This is a genomic window from Kineococcus haloalkalitolerans (assembly GCF_050871905.1).
Lineage (GTDB): Bacteria > Actinomycetota > Actinomycetes > Actinomycetales > Kineococcaceae > Kineococcus.
The window spans coordinates 1-21375 of record NZ_JBJLSH010000045.1 but is presented as its reverse complement, the minus strand read 5'-3'; the positions used below and the strand labels follow the sequence as shown (position 1 = coordinate 21375).

The window sequence follows — 21375 nt, the reverse complement described above, 5'->3', positions numbered from 1 at the left end:
GGTGCACCGGTGCCTGGGCGGTGACCGGACGTCACCCCGGGCGATGAATTTGCAGCTTCAACTGTTGGCGACGCTAACAGCCGCGCGGATGAGCTGTCACCCCGCTCACCCCGCGGTGTGCCGGGCGCGGCGGGCGGCGTCGGCGGGGTCGGAGCCGCGCACCAGGGTGCGCAGCGCGGTGGCGGTGCCCGCGACGGCGACGTCCCCGTCGCGGTCGGTGCGCAGGACGCGCGCGCCGGTCGCACCGAGCAGGGCGAGGGTCTCGGGCGCGGGGTGGCCGTAGTCGTTGCCCTCCCCCACCTCCACGAGCGCCACCCGCGGGCGCACCGCCGCGTACAGGGCGGGGTCCTGGCGCGGGGAGCCGTGGTGGGCGACCTTGACGACGTCCACGTCCGCGCCGCCGGGCCAGCGCGGCAGCGTCCGCAGCAGGCGGGCCTGCCCGGCCGGTTCGAGGTCGCCGGTCAGCAGCACCCGCGTCCCGGCGAACTCGGCGAGCAGGACGACGCTGGCGTCGTTGACCTCCGAGGAGTCCGGGGACGTCAGGTCCGCCACGCCGGGCGTGGGCGCCAGGACGGTGAGCGTGACGTCGCCGACCTGCGTCCGCTCCCCCGCGCTGACGGCCCGGGGCCGCAGGCCCGCCGCGGCCGCGGTCCGCGCGACCTGCGCGGACGTCTCGCCGTCCTCCAGGGGCGAGACCCAGACCGCGCCCACGTCGCGGCCGCGCAGCGCCCCGGACAGGCCGGCGACGTGGTCGGCGTGCGGGTGGCTGAGCACCACGAGGTCGAGGCGGTCGACCCCGAGGCGGTCCAGGCAGCCGTCGACGAGCTCGGCGTCCGGCCCGGCGTCCACGAGCGCGGCGGAGCGCTCCCCGGTCCGCAGCACGACCGCGTCGCCCTGGCCGACGTCGCAGCCGACGACCAGCCAGTCGGCGGCGGGCCACGACCCGCCGGGGCGCAGCGCCGGCGGACCGCACCGGGCGACGGCGACGACGAGCAGCGCGGCCGCGACCAGCGCCGCCGCCCACCGCCCGCGGTGCGGGGAGCGCCACCAGCGCGGCAGCAGGGCGACGGCCGCGAGCAGGGCGACGGTGCCGAGGGTCACCGCGAGGGCGCCGGGCAGGCCGGTGGGCACGGCGACCGCGGAGGGCAGCTGCGCGCCGGCGCGGGCCACGGCGGCGGTCCAGCGCACGGGCAGACCCGCGACGTGCGCGAGGAGCGCCGCGGGCGCCGGGGCGACGGCGGCCACGAGGGTGACGAGCAGGCCGAGCACGGTGGCCGGGGCCACGGCCGGGGCGACGAGGACGTTGGCGGGAACGGTCACCGGGTTGACCGCCGGCTGCAGGAGCACCACGACCGGCCCGCAGGCGGCCTGCGCGGCCGCGGGCACGGCCACCGCCAGCGCCAGCCAGCGCGGCAGCCCCCGCCCGGCGAGCCAGGCCGCCCACGGCCGGGCCAGGACGAGCAGTCCGGCGGTGGCCAGCACGGACAGGGCGAACCCGTACGAGCGGGCCAGGTGCGGGTCGACGACGAGGAGCACGAGCACCGCCGCGCACAGGACCCCGGCACCGCGCGTCGGTCGCCCGGCCAGCAGGCCCACCAGGCCCACCGACCCCATGACCGCCGCGCGCAGGACGCTGGGCTCGGGGCGGGCCAGGACGACGAAGCCGGCCAGCCCCGCGCCGCCGGCCACCAGCCGCGCCCGGCGACCCAGGCCCAGCCAGGACGCGACGAGGACGACCGCCCCCACGACCAGCGTGGTGTTGGAACCGCTGACGGCGGTCAGGTGGGTCAGCCCCACGGCCCGCATCGCCTCCTCCAGGTCGGCGGGCAGCGCGGAGGTGTCGCCCACGACGAGGCCGGGCAGCAGGCCGCGGGCGTCGGCGGGCAGCCCGGCGCACGCCCGCCGCAGCCCGGCGCGCAGGTCCTCGGCGACCCGCTGCGCCGTCCCGGCGGGCGTGACGGGCGCCGGCGGTGCGGTGGAGGTCAGCAGGGCGACGGCCCGGTCGCCGGGGTCGGCGGGGGCCAGGCGGCCGGTCAGCCGCACGCGCGCGCCGGTGGGCGCCCGCGTCCAGTCGGCGGCGTCGGCGAAGACGAGCACGGGGGTGCGCGCAGCGCGGGTGCGCCCGCGGCCGGTGACCTCCCGCACGAGGACGTCCACGACGACGCGCTCGGGGCCGCCGGGCCGGGACGGTCCCACGCGCCGGGGGTCGCCGCGGGGCTCGGCCACCACCTGCACCGCCGCGCGCTGGGCGGCCAGCTCGGCCACCGGGCCGGTGCGGGCGAGCGCGCTGTGCGCCAGGCCGGCGGCGAGGACGGTCGCGACCGCCGTGGCGGCCAGCAGGGCCGCGGTGCCGCGGCGGCGGCGCACGGACGCGGTCAGCGCCACGGCGAGCGCCAGGCAGGCGACGGCCACCGCGACGGCCTGGTCGGGCACGGGGCGGGTCAGCGCCCACCAGGCGGCCGCCCAGGCGAGGACGGCGGGCAGGAGCAGCCGCAGGTCCAGGACCGGCGGGAGCGCCGCGGCACCGGTCCCCGCCGCGGCGGAGGTCCGGGTGGCGGTACCGGCCGCGCTCACGCGGTCACCAGGTCCCGCAGCCCGTCGAGGACCTTGGGGCCGATGCCGTGCACCTCGGCCAGCTCGTCGACGCTGGTGAACCGGCCGTGCTCCTGGCGCCAGGCGACGATCCGTCCGGCGAGCACCTCGCCGACACCGGGCAGGTCGTCGAGGTCCGCCTCGGTGGCGGTGTTGAGGTCCAGCGGGCCGCCGACCGCCGCGGGCGCGGCCCCGGCGGCGGTCGCCGCGGGTGCGCCCGGCGCGGGCGGGAGGACCTCGCCGGGCGCCGGCACGAGGACCTGCTCGCCGTCGACGAGGGGGCGGGCCAGGTTGAGGCGGTCGAGGTCCGCGTCCGCGGCGGCGCCGCCGGCCGCCGCGAGGGCGTCGGCGACCCGGCTGCCCGCGGCGAGGGTCACGACCCCCGGCGCGGCCACCCGCCCGGCCACGTGCACGACGACGACACCGGTGGGCGCCGCGGCCGGCTCCCCGGCGACGGGCGGCTCCCCCTGCGCCGCGCCCGGGTCCGCGGCGGGCGCGACGGTCTCCGGGACGGCGACGGCCGTGCGGGCGGGGACCGCCTCGCCGGCGACCGCCCCCGGCGCCGCGCCGGGCTCCGGCCAACGTTGCCAGGTCCACCACGCGGTGGCGGCCACGACGAGCAGGGCGAGCGCGAGGGCGCCGGCGACGGCCGGGCGCGAGACCCGCCACCGCACGGCCCGCAGGCCCGGCGGCAGCCGGTCGGCCACCCGCTGCCGCAGCTCCTCGCCGAGGGGCCCGAGGCCCGCCCGGTGCCGCGGCCGGGTGTCCCCCTCGGGCCCACCGGGGTCCGCGGCCCCGCCCGTGAGGACGTCGTCCCGCACGGGGGGCGCGGACAGCTGCCGGGCGGCCAGGGCACGCGCCCGCGCCACCGCGCGGTCGCGCTCGGCGCGGCGGGAGGTCGGGGCGGGCACGCGGCGGACGCTAGGTGGCGGGCGACGCCCGGCCGCCGTCCTCAGCCGGCCGCTGTGGACGGCCGCGCGGGCGCCCCGCCTGTGGACCCCTCGGTCCTCACTCGCAGGCGACGCCGTCGCCGTCGCGGTCCAGGCGGGCGGCGTAGCCGGGCCCACCGGCGCGCAGCGGGGCGGCGCCCGCGGCGCGCGCGGCGGCGCAGTTCTCGAAGAAGACCTCGTCGTCCGGCTCGGGCGGCAGCGGCGCCTCCGCCTGGTCCTCCGGGGGGAGGACCTCGGGATCGGGACCGTCGGGCACGGGACCGTCGGGTTCGGCGGGACCGCGCTCGTCGAGGTCGGCGGGCGGTTCGGCGCCGGGGTCGAGGACCGGCGGCACGCCCGCCTCGGGCAGCGGCTCGCCGGGGCAGCCGGCGAGGACCTCGGCCATCGCGTCGCGCTCGGCGGGCTTGACCCACAGCCCGTAGGACGCCTTCACCGCGATCTGGCGCGCCACGTAGGGGCAGCGGAAGGAGCGCACCGGCGGCAGCCAGGTGGCCGCGTCGGCGTCGCCCTTGGCCTGGTTGAGGGGGCCGTCGACGGCCAGGAGGTTCAGCGGGTCGTTGGCGAAGGCGGTCCGCTCGGCGGTGTCCCACGCCTGCGCGCCCGTCTGCCAGGCGTCCGAGAGCGCGACGACGTGGTCGACCTGCACCGCGGAGCTGGTGTCCGGGCCGCGCTCGAAGGCGATGGTGCGGCCGGAGTAGGGGTCGCGCAGCTCGCCGGAGGCCACGACGCAGCCCTGCGAGCCGGGGCGCACGACGAACGTCGCGAGGTCGCGCTGCAGGACGTCGTTGCGGGTGTCGCAGCCGTTGCCGTCGACGTCGGCCCACGCCGGGCCGAAGCGCTCGCGGTCGTACCCGGCGCGCGGGGCGCGGCCCTTGACCGGCAGGGTCGCCAGCACCGCCAGGGCGTCGCCGGCCTCGCCCGTGGGCGGCGGGGTGGACGGCGCCGGGGTGACCGGCGCGGACGTCGACGGCGCGGAGGACGACGCCGACGGCGGCGGGGGGTCCGCGGACCCCTCGCTCCCGCCCTGCCCGCCCGGCGCGCAGCCGGCCAGCAGGGCGGCGGCGAGCGCCAGCGCGGCGGCGCGCGGTCGGGACGTCACGTCGCCATCCTCACCCCTGCTCCCCGTGCCCGTGCCCCCGGCCGTCGCCTCCCCCACCGGCGAGACGGGCGGCGGCGAGCTCGGTGTCGAGGTGCCGGCGCACCTCGGCGGCCATGTCGACGTCGTCGGGCTCGAGCAGCCACTGCACCTGCAGGCCGTCGAGGAGGGCGACGAGGCGGCGGGCGGCCGGGCGCGGGCCGGGGTGCCCGGCGTCGGCGAAGGCCGCCGCGAGCTCGTCGACGGTGCGCCGGTAGCGCGCGGCGAAGAAGGCGTGCGCGGGGTGGTCGGGCGCGGTGGCCTCGGCGGACAGGACGGTGAACAGCTCGACGACGGCCCGCTGGTCCGCGTTGCGGCGCACCAGCTCCACGAGGGCGTCCAGCCTGTCCCCGGTCCCCAGCCCGGCGGCGGCGAGCTCGTCGCGGCGGGCGAGGACGGCCAGCAGGAGGGACTGCTTGTCGCCGACGTGGTGCAGCAGGCCGGGGTGGGACAGCCCGCAGCGCTGGGCGAGCTCGCGCAGCGAGGCGCCGCGGTAGCCGACCTCGCCGAAGAGGCGGACGGCCTCGTCGAGGATCAGCTCGCGGCGCGCGCGTCCCTTGGCGTAGCCGTCGCCCCTGCTGGTCACCGGTGAACACCTACCACGTGGTCGGCTTTCGGGCTAGCCTCCCCGGCATGAGCGACGACGCCCCCCGCGACCGCGCGGACGAGCTGCTGCGGCAGCTGACCCTGGAGGAGAAGGCCTCCCTCCTCGACGGCTCCGACTTCTGGCGCACGCAGGCCGTCGAGCGCCTCGGGATCCCCGCGGTGATGGTCACCGACGGCCCGCACGGCCTGCGCAAGCAGCGCGAGGGCGGTGACCACCTCGGGCTGTCCGACAGCGTCCCCGCGACCTGCTTCCCGCCCGCGGCGGCGCTGGCCTCCTCCTGGGACCCGGACCTGCTGGAGCGCATCGGGCGGGCGCTGGGCGAGGAGTGCCGCGCCGAGGACGTCGCCGTCCTGCTCGGGCCGGGCGTCAACATGAAGCGGACCCCGCTGTGCGGGCGCAACTTCGAGTACTTCTCCGAGGACCCCCGCCTGGCCGGGGAGCTGGCGGCGGCGCTCGTGCGCGGCGTGCAGAGCCGCGGCGTCGGCACGTCGCTGAAGCACTTCGCCGCCAACAACCAGGAGACGCAGCGGATGACGATCTCCGCCGACGTCGACGAGCGCACGCTGCGCGAGGTCTACTTCCCCGCCTTCGAGCGGGTCGTGCGCACCGCGCAGCCGTGGACGGTCATGTGCTCCTACAACCGCATCAACGGTGTCTACGCCTCGCAGGACCCGTGGCTGCTGACCGACGTGCTGCGCGGCGACTGGGGTTTCGAGGGCCTGGTGGTCTCCGACTGGGGCGCCGTGGACGACCGCGCCGCCGCCGTGCGCGCCGGGCTGGACCTGGAGATGCCCTCCTCCGGCGGCGTCGGCACCCGCCGGGTCCTGGCGGCCGTCGCCGACGGCACCCTCACCGAGGCCGAGGTCGACGTGTGCGTCCGCCGGGTGCTGGAGCTCGTCGAGCGCGCCCGCCCCGCGCTGGGCACGGGCGCCGGGTTCGACGCCGACGCCCACCACGCGCTGGCCCGCGAGGCCGCCACCGCCGGCGCCGTCCTGCTGCGCAACGACGGGGTCCTGCCGCTGGCCGCCACCGGCGGGCCGGTCGCCGTCGTCGGCGAGCCCGCCCGCACGCCCCGCTACCAGGGCGCCGGGTCCTCGCAGGTGAACCCCACCCGGCTCGACGACGCGCTGGGCGCGCTGCGCACCGCGTTCGACGGCGCGCGCGAGGTGCTGTTCGCCGCCGGCTACGACCCGGCGAGCGAGGAGCTGGACGAGGCGCTGGCCGTCGAGGCCGTCGAGACCGCCCGCCGCGCCGAGGTCGTCGTGCTGTTCCTGGGCCTGCCCGCCCACCACGAGTCCGAGGGCTACGACCGCGAGCACCTGCGGCTGCCGGCCGCGCAGCTGGCCCTGCTGGATCGGGTCGCCGACGCCAACCCCGAGGTCGTGGTCGTCCTGTCCAACGGGGCCGTCGTGGAGCTGGAACCGTGGCAGGCCCGCACCCGCGCGCTGCTGGAGACGTGGCTGCCCGGCCAGGCCGGCGGCGGGGCGACCGCCGACCTGCTCACGGGCGCGGCGAACCCCTCGGGGCGCCTGGCCGAGACGGTGCCCGTGCGGTACGAGGACACCCCCACGATCGGCAACTTCCCCGGCGAGGCGGGGCACGTGCGCTACGGCGAGGGCCTGCTCATCGGCTACCGCTGGTACGACGCGCACGCCCTGCCGGTGGCGCACGCCTTCGGCCACGGCCTGTCGTACACGACGTTCTCGCACACCGACCTGCGCACCGCGCCCGCCGCCGACGGCGGCCTGGACGTCAGCGTCACCGTCACCAACACCGGCGGGCGCGCCGGGACCGAGACCGTGCAGGTGTACGTGCGCGACCCCGCGTGCAGCGTGTACCGACCCGAGCAGGAGCTGGCGGGTTTCGCCCGCACCACGCTCGCGCCGGGCGAGGCCGCCGACGTCGTCGTGCACCTGGAGCGGCGCGCGTTCGCGTTCTGGCACACCGGCGCCGGCCGGTTCGTCGTCGAGGGCGGGGAGTTCGAGGTGCGCGTGGGCGCGTCCTCGCGCGACGTGCGCCAGCGCACCGTCGTGGTGCTCGACGGCGACGACGTGCCCGTGGCGCTGGCGCCGGACTCCGAGGCCGGCGACTGGCTGGCCCACCCGGTCGCCGGTCCGCGGCTGCGCGAGGTCCTCGGCGACGGGGAGTGGGCGCGGATGCTCGCCGACCCCGCGCACGGGCAGATGATGCGCGCCATCCCCCTGGTGCGCCTCACCCGGTTCCCGGGGTTCCCGCTGGCCGAGGAGGACCTGCCGGCGCTGGCCGCGGGCTGAGGGGCCCCGCACGCGCGACGGGCCGGCACCCCCGCGGGGGTGCCGGCCCGTCCCGCGCTCGCCGTCAGGCGGGCACGATGTTGACGAGCTTCGGCGCACGCACGACCACCGTGCGCAGCGCCGCGTCACCGATCGCCGCGCGCACCTTCTCGCTGGCCAGCGCCAGCTCGCGCAGCGCGTCCTCGGTGATGTCCGGGGACACCTCCAGGCGGTCGCGGACCTTGCCCTTGACCTGCACGACGCACGTGACGGTGTCCTGCACCAGCAGGGCCTCGTCGACGGCCGGCCAGCCGGCGCGCGCCACCCCGGGCTCGTGGCCCAGCAGCGACCACATGTCCTCGGCGGTGTACGGGGCGAAAAGGCTCAGCACCACCGCGACGGCCTCGACGGCCTCGCGCACCGCCGGGTCGCCCGGCCCGGCGCCGGTGTCGACGACCTTGCGGGTGGCGTTGACCAGCTCCATGACACGGGCGACGGCCACGTTGAACCGGTACGCCTCCACGTGCCCGGCCACGTCGTGCAGCGTGCGGTGGGTCACCGCGCGCAGGGCCGCGTCCCCGGTGGCCGGGTCCGCGCCGGCCGGCGAGGTGACGTCACGGGCCAGCCGCCAGGCGCGGCCCAGGAACTTCGCCGACCCGGACGGCGACACGTCCGCCCAGTCGATGTCGTCCTCCGGCGGGCCGGCGAACGCCATGGTGAGGCGGACGGCGTCCACGCCGTGCTCCTCCAGCTGGTCCGAGAGCCGGACGATGTTCCCCTTGGACTTGCTCATCGCCGAGCCCTCCATGAGGACCATGCCCTGGTTCAGCAGCCGCGTGAACGGCTCGTCGAAGGGCAGGTACCCCATGTCGTGCAGGACCTTGGTGATGAACCGCGCGTACAGCAGGTGCAGGATCGCGTGGGTCACGCCGCCGACGTACTGGTCCACCGGGCCCCACTGCGCGATGAGGTCGCGGTCGAAGGCCTGCGCGTCGTCCTGCGGGGAGACGAACCGCAGGAAGTACCAGGAGGAGTCGACGAAGGTGTCCATCGTGTCCGGGTCGCGGCGCGCCGGCGTCCCGTCGACCGGGCTGGGCACGTTCACCCACTCCTCGGCGGCCCCCAGCGGGGAGGTGCCCTTGGGCGTGAGGTTCAGCCCCGCGCTGTCGGGCAGCAGCACCGGCAGCTGCTCCTCGGGCACGGGCACCTCGCCGGTGGCGGTGTGCACGACGGGGATGGGCGTGCCCCAGTACCGCTGACGGGAGATCAGCCAGTCGCGCAGCCGGTAATTCTTCGCTGCCCGGCCGGTGCCGCGCTCGGCCAGCAGCTCCACGGCGCGGCCGACGGCCTCCTCCTTGCGCAGGCCGTCCAGCTCGCCGGAGTTCACCAGGACGCCGTCGCCGGCGGTCGCCTCCCCGGACTCCGCGGGGTCCGGCAGCGGGTTCCCGTCGGCGTCGCGCACGTCGACGACCACCCGCACGGGCAGGCCGAAGGCGCGGGCGAAGTCCAGGTCGCGCTGGTCGTGGGCGGGCACGGCCATGATGGCGCCGGTGCCGTAGTCGGCCAGCACGTAGTCCGCGGCCCAGATCGGCAGCCGCTCGCCGTTGACCGGGTTCACGGCGTACCGGCCCAGCGGCACGCCGGTCTTCTCGCGGTCGGTGGCCAGCCGGTCGATCTCGGCGGTCTCCTGCACGCGGGTGCGGTACTCCTCGAACGCCGCCCGCACGTCCGGCTCGGCGTCGGCGGCCAGTTCCGCGGCCAGGTCGGAGTCGGCGGCCACCACCATGAACGTCGCACCGTGCAGGGTGTCCGGGCGCGTGGTGTAGACGGTGACGGGCTCGTCGCGGCCCTCGATCGCGAAGACCACCTCGGCGCCGTGCGAGCGCCCGATCCAGTTGCGCTGCATGCTGATCACCTTGGAGGGCCACTGACCCTCGAGGCGGTCCAGGTCGTCCAGCAGCCGGTCCGCGTACTCGGTGATGCGGAAGTACCACTGGGTCAGCTTCTTCTTGACGACCTTCGCGCCCGAGCGCTCCGACGTGCCGTCGGGCAGCACCTGCTCGTTGGCCAGCACCGTCTGGTCGACCGGGTCCCAGTTGACCAGCGAGTCCTTGCGGTAGGCCAGGCCCCGCTCGTACAGCTTGAGGAACAGCCACTGGTTCCACTTGTAGTACTCGGGGTCGGAGGTGTGCAGGACGCGGTCCCAGTCGAAGGAGCACGCGTAGCGGCGCATCGACGCCCGCTGCTGGGCGATGTTGTCGTACGTCCACGCCCGCGGGTCCAGGCCGCGCTTGATGGCGGCGTTCTCCGCCGGCAGGCCGAAGGCGTCCCAGCCGATGGGGTGCATGACGTCGTACCCGCGCTGCACCCAGTACCGCGCGATGACGTCGCCCAGCGCGTACGCCTCGGCGTGACCCATGTGCAGGTCGCCGGAGGGGTAGGGGAACATGTCGAGCACGTACTTCTTCGGCCGGTCGTCGCCGGGCGCGCCGCTGCGGAACGGCTTCAGCTCGTCCCACACCGGCAGCCACTTCTCCTGCAGGGCGAACGCGTCGTAGCGCTCGGCCTGCTCCTCGGGCGGCGCGGTGCGCTGACCGGTGCCCTCGTGCGTGCTCGTCATCTCGTCCTCCCGGTGCGGCCTGCGCGCCCGCTGCCCGACGTCCTCGGAAAACGCCCCCGACGTGGAAGAACCCCTCGCACGTGGAGGGGTTCCGCGCCGGCGCTGCTCGTGGCAGCCGTCAGCGCGGTCCGAGGAGGAGTCGGCGCGTCAGCACCCCACCAGCCTAGCGCCCGCCCGGGCGGGGCGCGGTCGGGCGTGGTCGGGCGTGGTCGGGCGTGGTCGGGCGTGGTCGGGCGTGGTCGGGCGTGGTCGGGCGTCAGCCGGCCTCGCCGGGGCGGTCGCCGGACGGCTCGCCCGAGCGGTCGCCGCGGCGGCGGCCCCAGCCGTGCACCGGGCTGCTGCGGCGCAGGGCCCGGCGCTGCTGCAGCGCCTGGTCGGCGGCCAGCAGCAGGTCCTCCACGCCGCCCTCGTCCCAGGGGGCCAGGACCGCGACGCCCACCTCGACCGCCAGCCGCGCCGAGCGCTGCCCGCCGGCCTCCAGCCGCCCCTGCGCCAGGCCGACCCGCACGCGGCGCTCCAGCTCCTGCGCGTGCAGCCCGGCGCCGGGCCCGACGACGAGGAAGCGGCCCTCGTCCTCGCGGGCGACCACGTCGGTGGCGCGCGTGGCCGCGCGCAGGGCCGCGGCGGTGGCCCGCCACTCCTCCAGCCGCTGCGCGGCCACGTCCTCCTCGCTCGGGCGGGCGCCCAGCCGCACGGCGGGGGTCACCTCGACGACGCAGCCGTGCACCGCCCCGCCGGAGCGGCGGGCGGCGGCCAGGACCTGCTGGGCCACGAGGACCAGGCCGCGGCGGTTGAGCAGCGCGGTGGCCTCGTCGCTGACGGCGGCGCCGCGGGCCTCGTCGAGGGCGGCCAGCAGGTGCTCGACGGCCTGCTCGGCGGCGAGGCGGCCGCGCCGCGCGTCCGCCAGGACGAGCCCGGCGGCGGCCGCCGCGGCCAGCACGGCGACCACGGCGGTCACCGCCAGCACCGCACCGGGGGCGAGCCAGGCGGTCGCGCCCACGACGGCCGCCCCGGCCAGGGGCAGGGCGAACAGGCCCGCGGTGCGGGCCCGCGCGTCGGGGGTGGCCCGGGGGCGGGGCGCTGGGGAGGTGCTCACACGGGCGCATCGGCGCCCGCGGGGCTCGGCTGGATGCGGCGGTCGGGTGATCCGCCGCGCGGGTGGGCTCAGGCGGGGTGCGGTTCGGGCCGGCGCCCGGGCGGGGTGCGCCGGGAGAAGGCCGAGGCCCGGCGCACCTGGTCGGCCGTGGGCCGCACGCCGGTGTAGCGGGCGAACTGCTCGGCGGCCTGCAGCGCGGCGACCTCGACCCCGGTGACGACGTCGCGGCCCAGCTCCTGCGCCAGCCGCACGAGCGGGGTGCGTTCGGGCACGGCGACGACCTCCAGGACCGTGGCGGCCGCCTCGACGACCTCCCGCGGCACGGGCAGCTCGCCCTCCTCCGGCCCGCCGGCCATGCCGACGGGCGTGGCGTTGACGAGCACCGCCGGGCGCAGGTCGCCCGCGCCCGGCGCCCAGCGGGCGTCGTAGGCGTCCGCGAGCGCCCGGCCGGTGGTCTCGTTGCGCGCCACGACCGTGACGTCGCGCCGGTCGCCCTCGCGCAGGACCGCCACGCACGCCTTGGCCATGCCGCCGCTGCCGAGGACGACGGCGTCGGCCCCGTCCGGCACGCCGCGCTCGCGCAGCAGGGCGGCCACGGCCAGGTAGTCGGTGTTGGCGGCCACGAGGTGGCCGTCGGTGTTGACGATGGTGTTGACCGAGCCGATGGCGGCCGCGGACGCCTCGACCTCGTCCACCAGCGGCAGGACGGCCTCCTTGAAGGGCATCGACACCCCGCACCCGCGGATCCCGAGCGCGCGGACGCCGGCGACGGCGGCCGCGACGTCGGTCGTGGTGAACGCCTTGTAGACGAAGTCCAGCCCCAGCTCGGCGTACAGGTAGTTGTGGAAGCGGGTGCCCAGGTCGCTGGGTCGTCCCGACAGGGAGATGCAGAGCCGGGTGTCCTTGCTCAGGGCGTCCTCGAGGTGCACGGCGCGCGACGCTACCGCCTGGTGCGGGCCGGCCGGGAACACCCGCGGGATGTTGAAAGTTAAACCGTCCGTGAAGCGCATCGGGTTCCTCTCCTTCGGCAACTGGACCCCCGCCCCGGGGTCGCGGACGCGCACGGCGCGCGACGCCCTGCTGCAGACGGTCGAGCTCGCGGTCGCCGCCGAGGAGCTCGGGGTCGACGGCGCGTTCGTGCGCGTGCACCACTTCGCGCGCCAGCAGGCCGCGCCCTTCCCGGTGCTGGCCGCGGTGGCGGCGCGCACCGAGCGCATCGAGATCGGCACCGGCGTGATCGACATGCGCTACGAGAACCCCCTGTACATGGCCGAGGAGGCCGCCCAGGTGGACCTGCTGTCCGGCGGCAGGCTCCAGCTCGGCGTGAGCCGGGGGTCACCGGAGCCGGCGCTGGACGGCCCCGCGACCTTCGGGTACGTGCCGGCCGAGGGCACCACGGGCGCCGACATGGCCCGCGCGCACACCGAGCTGTTCCGGGCCGCCATCGCCGGCGCCGGGCTGGCCGAGGCCGACCCGCGCACGGCGGGCACCTCCGCCCGGCTGAAGGTGACGCCGCAGTCGCCCGGCCTGTCCGAGCGCGTGTGGTGGGGCTCCGGCACCCGCGAGACGGCCCGCTGGGCCGGGCGCGAGGGCATGAACCTCATGAGCTCCACGCTGCTCACCGAGGACACCGGCGTGCCCTTCGACGAGCTGCAGGCCGAGCAGATCGAGGGCTTCCGCAGGGCCTGGACCGAGGCCGGGCACCGGCACGAGCCGCGGGTGTCGGTCAGCCGCAGCGTGCTGCCCATCACCACCGACGAGGACCGCTGGTACTTCGGCGCCCGCGCCGAGCAGGACTCCCGCGACCAGGTCGGCTACGTCGGCGGCGTGGAGCTGGCCCGCTTCGGGCGCAGCTACGTCGGCGAGCCCGACGTCATCGCCGAGCAGCTGGCCAAGGACGCGGCCGTGCGCGAGGCCGACACGCTGCTGCTGACGGTGCCCAACCAGCTCGGCGTGGACTTCAACGCGCGGATGCTGTCCACCATCGTCGAGCACGTCGCCCCGGCGATCGGCTGGGAGCGCCGCGGCTGACGGCGCCGTCCGGCCCGGCCCCCGCGGGGTGCCGGGCCGGACGCACGAGGGGCCCGGTCGCGGATCGCGACCGGGCCCCTCGTCGTGCGGGTGGAGCTGAGGGGACTCGAACCCCTGACCCCCTCCATGCCATGGAGGTGCGCTACCAGCTGCGCCACAGCCCCGCATCGTCCACCGGCTGTTCACCCGCGGCGACGAGATCCAGCATAGACCACTCGGACGGGTCCTCCGCACCACCCCGCGCCGGAGGTCCGCGGGGGTCGTGCGGACCCCCGTCCTCACCCCTCCGCGCCGACGCCCCCGCCGGGCGGGCCGACGTTGTACTCGGCCAGCGACCAGCCGCCGCCGACCGGCACGAGGACCGCCCAGTGGGCGTTGCGGAAGCCGGCCAGCACCGACCAGCCGGTGACGGCCAGACCGAGCAGCTGCAGCACGGCGCCCTTGAGCGCGGCCCCGTGGGCGGCGACGACGAGGGTGCCGCCGTCGGGGACCGCGGCCGCGTGCCGCTCGACCGCGCCGGCCGCGCGGCGCGCGACCTCCGCGCGGGTCTCCCCCGTGTCGCCGATGCGCACGTCGTCCCCGCGCCGCCAGGCGGCGTAGGTCTCCGGCCAGCGCGCGGTGATCTCGGTGTGCAGCAGACCCTGCCAGGCGCCGGCGTGCACCTCCCGCAGCGCCGGGTCCGGCAGCGCCGGCAACCCGGTCACCGCGGCCAGCGCGGCCGCGGTGTCCGCCGCGCGCGACAGGTCGGAGGTGACCAGCGCCGTCGGCTCCAGCGCCGCCAGCTCGGCGGCCGCCGCGACGACCTGCGCGCGACCCACGTCGTCCAGGGGGACGTCGAGCTGGCCCTGGAAGCGCTGCTCGGCGTTGGCGCGGGTGCGCCCGTGACGCCACAGGACGACGCGCGCGGCGCTCACTCCGCCGCAGCCCCGTCCGCCGCCCCGGCGGGTGCGGGCAGCTCGATGGGCGGGCAGTCCTTCCACAGCCGCTCCAGCGCGTAGTACTCGCGCTCCTCGGCGTGCTGGACGTGCACGACGACGTCGATGAAGTCGAGCAGGACCCAGCGGCCCTCGCGCTCCCCCTCGCGGCGCACCGGCTTGGCGCCCAGCGGCAGGAGCTGCTCCTCCACGGCCTCGGCGATGGAGCGGACCTGCCGCTCGTTGGGCGCCGAGGCCAGCACGAAGGCGTCGGTGATGAACAGCTGGTCGGAGACGTCGAGGGCGACGACGTCGGTGGCGAGCTTCTCGACGGCGGCCGCTGCCGCCGTCCTCACGAGCTCGAGGGCGCGCTCGGTTGCGGGCACGGGGACTCACTCCTGGCCCGGGCCCACGGCCCGGTCGACGACGTGTGGTGCGCCGGTCGCTGCGGCGCCCGGCCCCTCAGTCTCCCACGGGCGCGCCGGGACCCGGCCCGCCCGCGACGGCACCCGCGTCGGGCGCACCGTCCGGGCGCGCGTACAGGCCGTGCTTGCTGATGTGCTGCACGACCCCGTCGGGGACCAGGTACCAGACGGGCAGCCCCGCGGCGACGCGGCGGCGGCAGTCCGTGGAGGAGATCGCCAGCGCCGGGACCTCCAGCAGGCTGACGTGCTCCATCGGCAGCCCGTCGTCGCTGAGGGGGTGGCCGGGCCGGGTGACGCCGACGAAGTGCGCCAGCGACCAGAGCTCGGCGACGTCCTTCCACTGCAGGATCTGCGCCAGGGCGTCCGCGCCGGTGATGAAGTACAGGTCGTGCCCGGGGCGCTGCTCGGCCAGCTCGCGCAGCGTGTCGATGGTGTAGGTGAAGCCGCCGCGCTCGATGTCGATGCGCGAGACGGTGAACCGCGGGTTCGAGGCCGTGGCGATGACCGTCATGAGGTAGCGGTGCTCGGCGGGCGCGATGTCCCGCCGCGACTTCTGCCACGGCTTGCCGGTGGGCACGAAGACGACCTCGTCGAGGCCGAAGCGGGCCGCGACCTCGCTGGCGGCCACGAGGTGGCCGTGGTGGACCGGGTCGAAGGTGCCGCCCATGACCCCCAGGCGGGGCCGGGCGGCGCCCGGGGGCGAGGTCAGTGCCGCTGCCCGACGCTGCGGAAGGCCCAGGTGACCAGCAGCATGGACATGAGGATGCAGATGGCGACGATGCCGAAGGCGATGGGCGGCACCGGCAGCGACCCGGCGTGCTCCTCGGACTGGTTGGCGACCTCGGCGGCCAGGGCGAGCAGCATGGTGGGCGTCCTCCTCCTCGGCGCGGCGACCCTCGCACCGCACCGGAGGAGTCTGCCACGGCGCGCGCGGGGCGGCAGCGGCCGGGCCCGCGCCGCGGCGTGCGGCAGGATCGGCGCGTGCCCGCCAGCCCCGCTGAGCCCGGCGTCCCGGGCGACCCCGGTGACCCCGGTGACCCCGGCGTCGAGGTGAGCGTGGTGGTGCCCGCCTACCAGGAGGCCGAGGTGCTGCCCCGGCTGGTCGAGCGGCTGCGTCCCGTCCTGGACGCCGCCGGCCTGGCCGGCTACGAGGTGCTCGTCGTCGACGACGGCAGCACCGATGCCACGCCCGCGGTCCTGGCCCGGCTGCGCCGGTCGTGGCCGCAGCTGCGGGTGGTGCGCCTGCGGACCAACGCCGGGCACCAGGCGGCTCTGTCGGCGGGCCTGGCGCGCGCCCGCGGGCGGCGCGGCGTCGTGACGATGGACGCCGACCTGCAGGACCCCCCGGAGGTCCTGCCGCTGCTGCTGGAGGCCGGCCGCGGCGCCGACGTCGTGTACGCCGTGCGGGCCGACCGTTCGGTGGACCCGCTGCTCAAGCGCGCGACCGCGGCCCTGTTCTACGGCCTGCTGCGGCGCCTGGGCGGCACCGGGCCCGCGCAGGCCGGTGACTTCCGCTGGACGAGCCGGGAGGTCGTGGACACCGTGCTGCGCCTGCCCGAGCAGCACCGCGTCCTGCGCCTGGTGGTGCCGGAGCTGGGCTTCCCGGCGGCCGAGGTGACCTACGCGCGCGGCGCGCGGGCCGCCGGGCGCACCCGGTACCCGCTGCGGCGGATGCTGCGGCTGTCCCTGGACGCCATCACCGGCTCCAGCACCGCCCCCCTGCGGCTGGCGACGCTGTTCGGGCTGGGCGGGGCGCTGGTCAGCGCGCTGCTGCTGCTGTACGCGCTGGGCTCGTGGGCCTTCGGGTCCACCACGCCCGGGTGGACCTCCACGGTCGTCGCGGTCACCGTCACGGGCACCCTGCAGCTGCTGTGCCTGGGGGTGCTGGGCGAGTACGTCGGCCGGCTGCACGTGGCCGCCCAGGGCCGGCCGGCGTACCTCGTCGCGCGCGACAGCCTCGACGACGAGCGCGACGACCGGCCGGTCGGCTGAGGGCGCTCAGCCGCGCACGTGCCCGTCGCCGAGGACCTGCCACGTCGTCGTCGTCAGCTCGGCCAGGCCCATCGGCCCGCGCGCGTGCAGCTTCTGGGTGGAGATGCCCACCTCGGCGCCCAGCCCGAACTCCCCGCCGTCGGTGAAGCGCGTGGAGGCGTTGACGGCCACGGCGGCCGCGTCGACGGACGCCAGGAAGCGCTCGGTGACGCGCACGTCGGTGGCCAGGACGGCCTCGGTGTGCTGGGAGGACCAACGGGCGATGTGCTCCACGGCCTCCTCCACGTCCGCGACGACGCCCACGGCGATCTCGAGGCCGTGGTACTCCGCCGCCCAGTCCTCGTCGGTGACCGGTACGGCCGGCAGCCCGGCCGCCCGCGCGGCGGCCAGCGCCGCCTCGTCGGCGTGCAGGACGACACCGGCGGCGTGCAGCGCGCCCAGCAGCGTCGGCAGGAGGTCCGCGGCCAGCGCCTCGTGCACCAGGACCGTCTCGGCGGCGTTGCAGACGCTGGGCCGTGACGTCTTGGCGTCCAGGACCACCCGGACCGCCTGCTCGGGGTCGGCGGAGGCGTCCACGTAGACGTGGCAGTTGCCCACGCCCGTCTCGATGACCGGCACGGTGGCCTCGCGCACGACCCGCTGGATGAGGTCGGCGCCCCCGCGCGGCACGAGCAGGTCCACCAGCCCGCGCGCGCGCAGCAGGACGCCCACCCCGTCGCGGCCGTGCTCGTCGACGCTGGTGACCGCGTCGGCCGGCAGGCCGGAGGCCTCCAGGGCCTCGCGCAGCACCTCGACGAGGACCGCGTTGGTGTCCGCGGCCGCCGACCCGCCGCGCAGGACGACGGCGTTGCCGCTCTTGAGGGCCAGGACGGCCACGTCGACGGTGACGTTGGGGCGCGCCTCGTAGACGACGCCGAGCACGCCCATCGGCACCCGCAGCTGGCGCAGCCGCAGCCCGTTGGGCAGTGTCGAGCCGCGCACGACCTCCCCCACCGGGTCCGGCAGGGCGGCGACCTCGCGCACGGCCGCGGCGATCGCGGCGATCCGCGACTCGTCGAGCATCAGGCGGTCCAGCAGGTGCGGGGAGGTGCCGGCCCGCCTCCCGCGGTCGAGGTCGCGGGCGTTGGCGGCCAGGACGCGGCCGGTGGCGGCCTCGAGGGCGTCGGCGACCGCGAGGAGCGCGGCGTCCTTGGCCGCGCGGGTCGCCGTGCGCAGCGGGCGGGAGGCGGCCTTGGCGCGCCGGCAGGTGGCCAGGACCTGCTCCGCGAGGTCCCCGGGCGTCCCCGGGGTCCCCGGGGCGGTGTGCTGGGTGCTGTCCGGGGTGCCGTCGGCGAGCAGCGTCATGCCCCCAGGCTACGCGGGACGCCCCGGCGCGTGGGCGGCTCACCAGGGGGCGATGTCCCCCACCAGCTCCACGGGCGCCTGGCCGGGGCGGGCGCGGCGGGCCGGGCGCCAGCGGCCCCCGCTGCGCTGGGCGGCCCGGTGCTCCACGGTGGCGCGGTCGACGACCTCCACGCCGACGACCGACCAGTCGGGCAGGTCGGCGCTGCCGCGGTGCTCGGACCACAGGCGCAGCGCCATCGCGGCGGCGTCGTCGACGTCCTCGGCCTCGTCCCAGTAGCGCAGCTCCGCCCGCTCGCCGCTGTAGCGCACGCTGGACAGGAACGGCGACTGCGCCAGGAGGCGGTCCAGCCCGGCGCGGACCGCGCGCGGGTCCGTGCCCGCCCCGGCGACGGTGAGGGTCACCGACCACAGCGGTGGCGGACCGGAGCCCCTCCCGTCGCGGTCGCCGGACCCCTCGTCCGCCACGTCGCGCACCGCCTCCGGCACCCCGCCGCCCTCCGCTCAGGCCCTGCCCAGCAGCACCAGGTGGTCGCGGTGGACCACCTCGCGCTCGTACGCCGGGCCCCACCGCCGGGCGAGCTCGCGCGTCGACCGGCCGAGCATGTCCGGCAGCTCCTCCGAGGAGTAGTTCACCAGCCCGCGCGCCAGCGCGTCCCCGTTTCCGTCGACGAGGTCGACGGGGTCGCCCGCCCCGAAGGCGCCGACCACGGCCGTGACCCCCGCCGGCAGCAGGGAGGAGCGCCGCTCGCGCACCGCGCGCACGGCCCCGTCGTCGAGCACGAGGCGCCCGGCGGGCGCGGCGGCGTGCGCCAGCCACAGCTGGCGGGTGCTGCGCCGGCCCCCCTCGCGCGGCACGGGGAACCAGGTGCCGACGTCGGCGCCGGCCAGCGCGTCGCCGGCCAGCGCCGCCGACGTCACCAGCGCGGGCACCCCGGCGGACACCGCGATCTGCGCGGCCTCCACCTTCGTCGTCATGCCGCCGGTGCCGACTCCGGCGGCCCCCGCGCTGCCCACCGTCACACCGGCCAGGTCGCCGGGCCCGCGCACCAGCGGCACCCGGCGCGCGCCCGGCCGCGAGGGCGGGCCGTCGTAGAGGGCGTCGACGTCGGAGAGCAGGACGAGGGCGTCCGCGCGCACGAGGTGCGCCACGAGCGCGGCGAGCCGGTCGTTGTCGCCGAAGCGGATCTCGTGGGTGGCGACGGTGTCGTTCTCGTTGACCACCGGCAGCACGCCGAGCACGAGGAGCCGCTCCAGCGTGCGCTGGGCGTTGCCGTAGTGGGTGCGCCGCACGACGTCGTCGGCGGTCAGCAGCACCTGCCCGACGGTCAGCCCGGCGCGGGCGAAGGCGCGCGCGTACTCGGCGACCAGGAGCCCCTGCCCGACGCTGGCGGCGGCCTGCTGGCTGGCCAGGTCGCGCGGGCGCTTGGCCAGGCCGAGCGGGGCCAGGCCGGCGGCGATGGCGCCGGAGGAGACGAGCACGACGTCGCTGCCGGCCAGGCGCCGGGCGGCCAGGACGTCGACGAGGTCGTCCAGGCGGGCGGCGTCCAGCCCGCCGCCCGCGGTGGTCAGCGAGGAGGAGCCGACCTTGACCACGACGCGGCGGGCGGTGCCCAGCACCTCCCGGCCGCCGCCGCGCGCGGTGCTCACCGGTCGTCGCGGTCGCGCTCGGCCGCCGCGTCGCCCGCCGGTGCGTCGGCCGCGCCGCTGGGGTCGTCGGCGGTCCAGTGCCCGGCCAGGCGCTCGGCCTCCAGCTCGGCGCGGGCCGCGGCCCGTCCGGCGCGCCGGTCGCGCTCCTCCTGGCGCTTGGTGGCGCGCGTCGGGCGGTTGCTCTCCTCGAGCCGGACGTCGCTGCCGCGCTGGCCGAGGACCTCGGCGCCGGCGACCATCGTCGGCTCCCAGTCGAAGACGACCGCGTCGTCCTCGGCGCCGATGACGACCTCGGCGCCGGGGGTGGCGCCGGCCTTGAACAGCTCGTCCTCCACACCCAGGCGGGCCAGCCGGTCGGCGAGGTAGCCGACGGCCTCGTCGTTGGTGAAGTCGGTCTGGCGCACCCAGCGGCGCGGCTTCTCCCCGCGCACCCGGAAGCGGACGCCGTCGGCGTCCTCCTCGCGCTCGACGCTGAAGCCGGCCTCGTCCACGGCGGGCGGGGACAGCACGATGCGCGTGGGCACGGCCTCGGGGGCCTGCGCGCGGGCGGCCGCGACGAGCTCGGCCATCGCGAAGGACAGCTCGCGCAGGCCCGTGCGGGCCACGGCGGACACGACGAAGACGGGCGCGCCGCGCCGCTCCAGGTCGGCGCGCACGATGTCGGCCAGGTCGCGCGCGTCGGGCACGTCGGCCTTGTTGATCACGACCAGGCGCGGGCGGTCCTGCAGGGGGACGGTGCCGTCGTCGACGCGGTAGGCGGCCAGCTCGGCCTCGATGGCCTCCAAGTCCCCGACCGGGTCGCGGTCGGTCTCCAGGGCCGCGCCGTCCAGGACGTGCACGAGCGCCACGCAGCGCTCGACGTGGCGCAGGAAGTCCAGGCCCAGGCCGCGGCCCTGGCTGGCGCCGGGGATCAGGCCGGGCACGTCGGCGACGGTGAAGCGCACGTCGCCGGCCTCGACGACGCCCAGGTTGGGCACCAGGGTGGTGAACGGGTAGTCGGCGATCTTGGGCCGGGCGGCGGACAGCGCGGCGACCAGGCTGGACTTGCCGGCGCTGGGGAAGCCGACGAGGGCGATGTCGGCGAGGGTCTTGACCTCCAGCACGACGTCGCGGGAGTCCCCCGGCTCGCCGAGCAGGGCGAAGCCGGGCGCCTTGCGGCGCGGCGAGGCCAGCGCGGCGTTGCCGAGGCCGCCGCGGCCGCCGGCGGCCACGGTGAAGCGGGTGCCCGGCCCGACGAGGTCGGCCAGGACGTCGCCGTCGGGGGTGCGCACGACGGTGCCGTCGGGCACGCCGATGACGAGGTCCTCGCCCTCGGCGCCGTTGCGGTGCCCGCCCATCCCGAAGCGGCCGGAGCCGGCGTGGCGGTGCGGGCGGCGGTGCAGGTCCAGCAGCGTCGTGACCTGGGGGTCGACCTCGAGGACGACGTCGCCGCCGCGGCCGCCGTTGCCGCCGTCGGGGCCGCCGAGGGGCTTGAACTTCTCGCGGTGCACGGAGGCGCAGCCGTTGCCGCCGTCACCCCCCGCGGCGTGCAGCACGACGCGGTCGACGAACGTGGCGGACATGGGTTCCTCCTGGGGTCCTGCGGTGGTGCGCGGTGGTGCGCGGCCCGGCGGGGCCGGGGTGGAACGCGAGGAGGGGGGGGGGGGGGGGGGGGGGGGGGGCCCCCCCCCCCCCCCCCCCCCCCCCCGGCGCGACCCCACCCCCCCCCCCCCCACCAAAAACACAACCCCCCCCCCGCGGCCCCCCCCCCCCACCCCCCCCCCCCCCCCC

At 77.7% G+C, this 21375-nt stretch carries 18 protein-coding genes and 1 tRNA gene; 3 read left to right on the top strand and 16 right to left on the bottom strand.

The window, feature by feature from the left end; genetic code table 11:
- Window positions 1-105 precede the first annotated feature (105 nt).
- From ACRYMY_RS16095 to ACRYMY_RS16080, 4 genes are all read right to left on the bottom strand, one after another.
- Window positions 106-2574: a ComEC/Rec2 family competence protein gene (locus tag ACRYMY_RS16095; RefSeq protein WP_432548239.1), complete on the bottom strand. Its 2469-nt coding sequence runs from the start codon at window positions 2572-2574 to the stop codon at window positions 106-108.
- Window positions 2571-3503, bottom strand: coding sequence for a ComEA family DNA-binding protein (locus ACRYMY_RS16090; RefSeq protein WP_432548238.1), 933 nt, complete (start codon window positions 3501-3503; stop codon window positions 2571-2573). Before ACRYMY_RS16090 ends, ACRYMY_RS16095 begins: the two co-directional genes overlap by 4 nt.
- 97 nt (window positions 3504-3600) lie before the next feature.
- Window positions 3601-4641, bottom strand: coding sequence for a GmrSD restriction endonuclease domain-containing protein (locus tag ACRYMY_RS16085; RefSeq protein ID WP_432548237.1), 1041 nt, complete (start codon window positions 4639-4641; stop codon window positions 3601-3603).
- Window positions 4642-4651: 10 nt separating this feature from the next.
- A complete protein-coding gene (locus ACRYMY_RS16080; protein WP_432548236.1) occupies window positions 4652-5263 on the bottom strand; it encodes a TetR/AcrR family transcriptional regulator in 612 nt (203 codons plus the stop codon).
- Between the two features lie 47 nt (window positions 5264-5310).
- Here ACRYMY_RS16080 and ACRYMY_RS16075 point away from each other — a divergent pair, with 47 nt between their 5' ends.
- Window positions 5311-7557 carry a glycoside hydrolase family 3 C-terminal domain-containing protein gene (locus tag ACRYMY_RS16075; RefSeq protein ID WP_432548235.1) on the top strand — a complete coding sequence of 749 codons (2247 nt, stop codon included), beginning with the start codon at window positions 5311-5313 and terminating at the stop codon, window positions 7555-7557.
- A 64-nt stretch (window positions 7558-7621) separates the two neighbouring features.
- Here ACRYMY_RS16075 and leuS read toward each other — a convergent pair whose 3' ends face one another.
- From leuS to ACRYMY_RS16060, 3 genes are all read right to left on the bottom strand, one after another.
- Window positions 7622-10156 (bottom strand): leucine--tRNA ligase, encoded by a 2535-nt coding sequence (gene leuS, locus ACRYMY_RS16070; protein WP_432548234.1) that lies wholly within the window; start codon window positions 10154-10156, stop codon window positions 7622-7624.
- Window positions 10157-10412: 256 nt separating this feature from the next.
- The gene (locus ACRYMY_RS16065) at window positions 10413-11252 is read right to left on the bottom strand and encodes a diguanylate cyclase domain-containing protein (protein WP_432548233.1); all 840 of its coding nucleotides are present in this window, start codon (window positions 11250-11252) and stop codon (window positions 10413-10415) included.
- A 68-nt stretch (window positions 11253-11320) separates the two neighbouring features.
- Window positions 11321-12262: a shikimate 5-dehydrogenase gene (locus tag ACRYMY_RS16060; protein WP_432548232.1), complete on the bottom strand. Its 942-nt coding sequence runs from the start codon at window positions 12260-12262 to the stop codon at window positions 11321-11323.
- On the opposite strand from ACRYMY_RS16060, the gene ACRYMY_RS16055 reads away from it, so the two are divergent.
- Window positions 12252-13283 (top strand): LLM class flavin-dependent oxidoreductase, encoded by a 1032-nt coding sequence (locus ACRYMY_RS16055; protein WP_432548231.1) that lies wholly within the window; start codon window positions 12252-12254, stop codon window positions 13281-13283. The two genes, ACRYMY_RS16060 and ACRYMY_RS16055, sit on opposite strands and share 11 nt — an antisense overlap.
- A gap of 91 nt (window positions 13284-13374) precedes the next feature.
- Here ACRYMY_RS16055 and ACRYMY_RS16050 read toward each other — a convergent pair.
- From ACRYMY_RS16050 to ACRYMY_RS16030, 5 genes are all read right to left on the bottom strand, one after another.
- Window positions 13375-13447 (bottom strand) — tRNA-Ala (locus tag ACRYMY_RS16050).
- A gap of 114 nt (window positions 13448-13561) precedes the next feature.
- Window positions 13562-14197, bottom strand: coding sequence for a histidine phosphatase family protein (locus ACRYMY_RS16045; RefSeq protein ID WP_432548230.1), 636 nt, complete (start codon window positions 14195-14197; stop codon window positions 13562-13564).
- Window positions 14194-14583: a ribosome silencing factor gene (rsfS, locus tag ACRYMY_RS16040; protein WP_432548229.1), complete on the bottom strand. Its 390-nt coding sequence runs from the start codon at window positions 14581-14583 to the stop codon at window positions 14194-14196. Before rsfS ends, ACRYMY_RS16045 begins: the two co-directional genes overlap by 4 nt.
- 76 nt (window positions 14584-14659) lie before the next feature.
- Complete coding sequence (nadD, locus tag ACRYMY_RS16035) at window positions 14660-15331, bottom strand: nicotinate-nucleotide adenylyltransferase (RefSeq protein WP_432548253.1); 672 nt, start codon at window positions 15329-15331, stop codon at window positions 14660-14662.
- On the bottom strand, window positions 15328-15486 hold the full coding sequence (locus tag ACRYMY_RS16030; protein ID WP_432548252.1) for a hypothetical protein: 159 nt from the start codon (window positions 15484-15486) through the stop codon (window positions 15328-15330). The genes nadD and ACRYMY_RS16030 overlap by 4 nt, the downstream gene beginning before the upstream one ends.
- Before the next feature lie 117 nt (window positions 15487-15603).
- Between ACRYMY_RS16030 and ACRYMY_RS16025 the strand changes: the two genes are divergently transcribed.
- Entirely contained in the window at window positions 15604-16614 is a 1011-nt protein-coding gene (locus ACRYMY_RS16025) for a glycosyltransferase family 2 protein (protein WP_432548228.1), read from the top strand.
- 6 nt (window positions 16615-16620) lie between these two features.
- Here ACRYMY_RS16025 and ACRYMY_RS16020 read toward each other — a convergent pair whose 3' ends face one another.
- From ACRYMY_RS16020 to obgE, 4 genes are read right to left on the bottom strand one after another with little or no spacing between them, the layout of a single operon-like run.
- The gene (locus ACRYMY_RS16020; RefSeq protein ID WP_432548227.1) at window positions 16621-17958 is read right to left on the bottom strand and encodes a glutamate-5-semialdehyde dehydrogenase; all 1338 of its coding nucleotides are present in this window, start codon (window positions 17956-17958) and stop codon (window positions 16621-16623) included.
- 39 nt (window positions 17959-17997) lie between these two features.
- Window positions 17998-18444, bottom strand: a complete 447-nt coding sequence (locus tag ACRYMY_RS16015) for a hypothetical protein (protein ID WP_432548226.1) — start codon at window positions 18442-18444, stop codon at window positions 17998-18000.
- A 15-nt stretch (window positions 18445-18459) separates the two neighbouring features.
- Window positions 18460-19605 (bottom strand): glutamate 5-kinase, encoded by a 1146-nt coding sequence (proB, locus tag ACRYMY_RS16010; protein WP_432548225.1) that lies wholly within the window; start codon window positions 19603-19605, stop codon window positions 18460-18462.
- Entirely contained in the window at window positions 19602-21167 is a 1566-nt protein-coding gene (gene obgE, locus ACRYMY_RS16005; RefSeq protein ID WP_432548224.1) for a GTPase ObgE, read from the bottom strand. Before obgE ends, proB begins: the two co-directional genes overlap by 4 nt.
- Window positions 21168-21375: the final 208 nt, after the last annotated feature.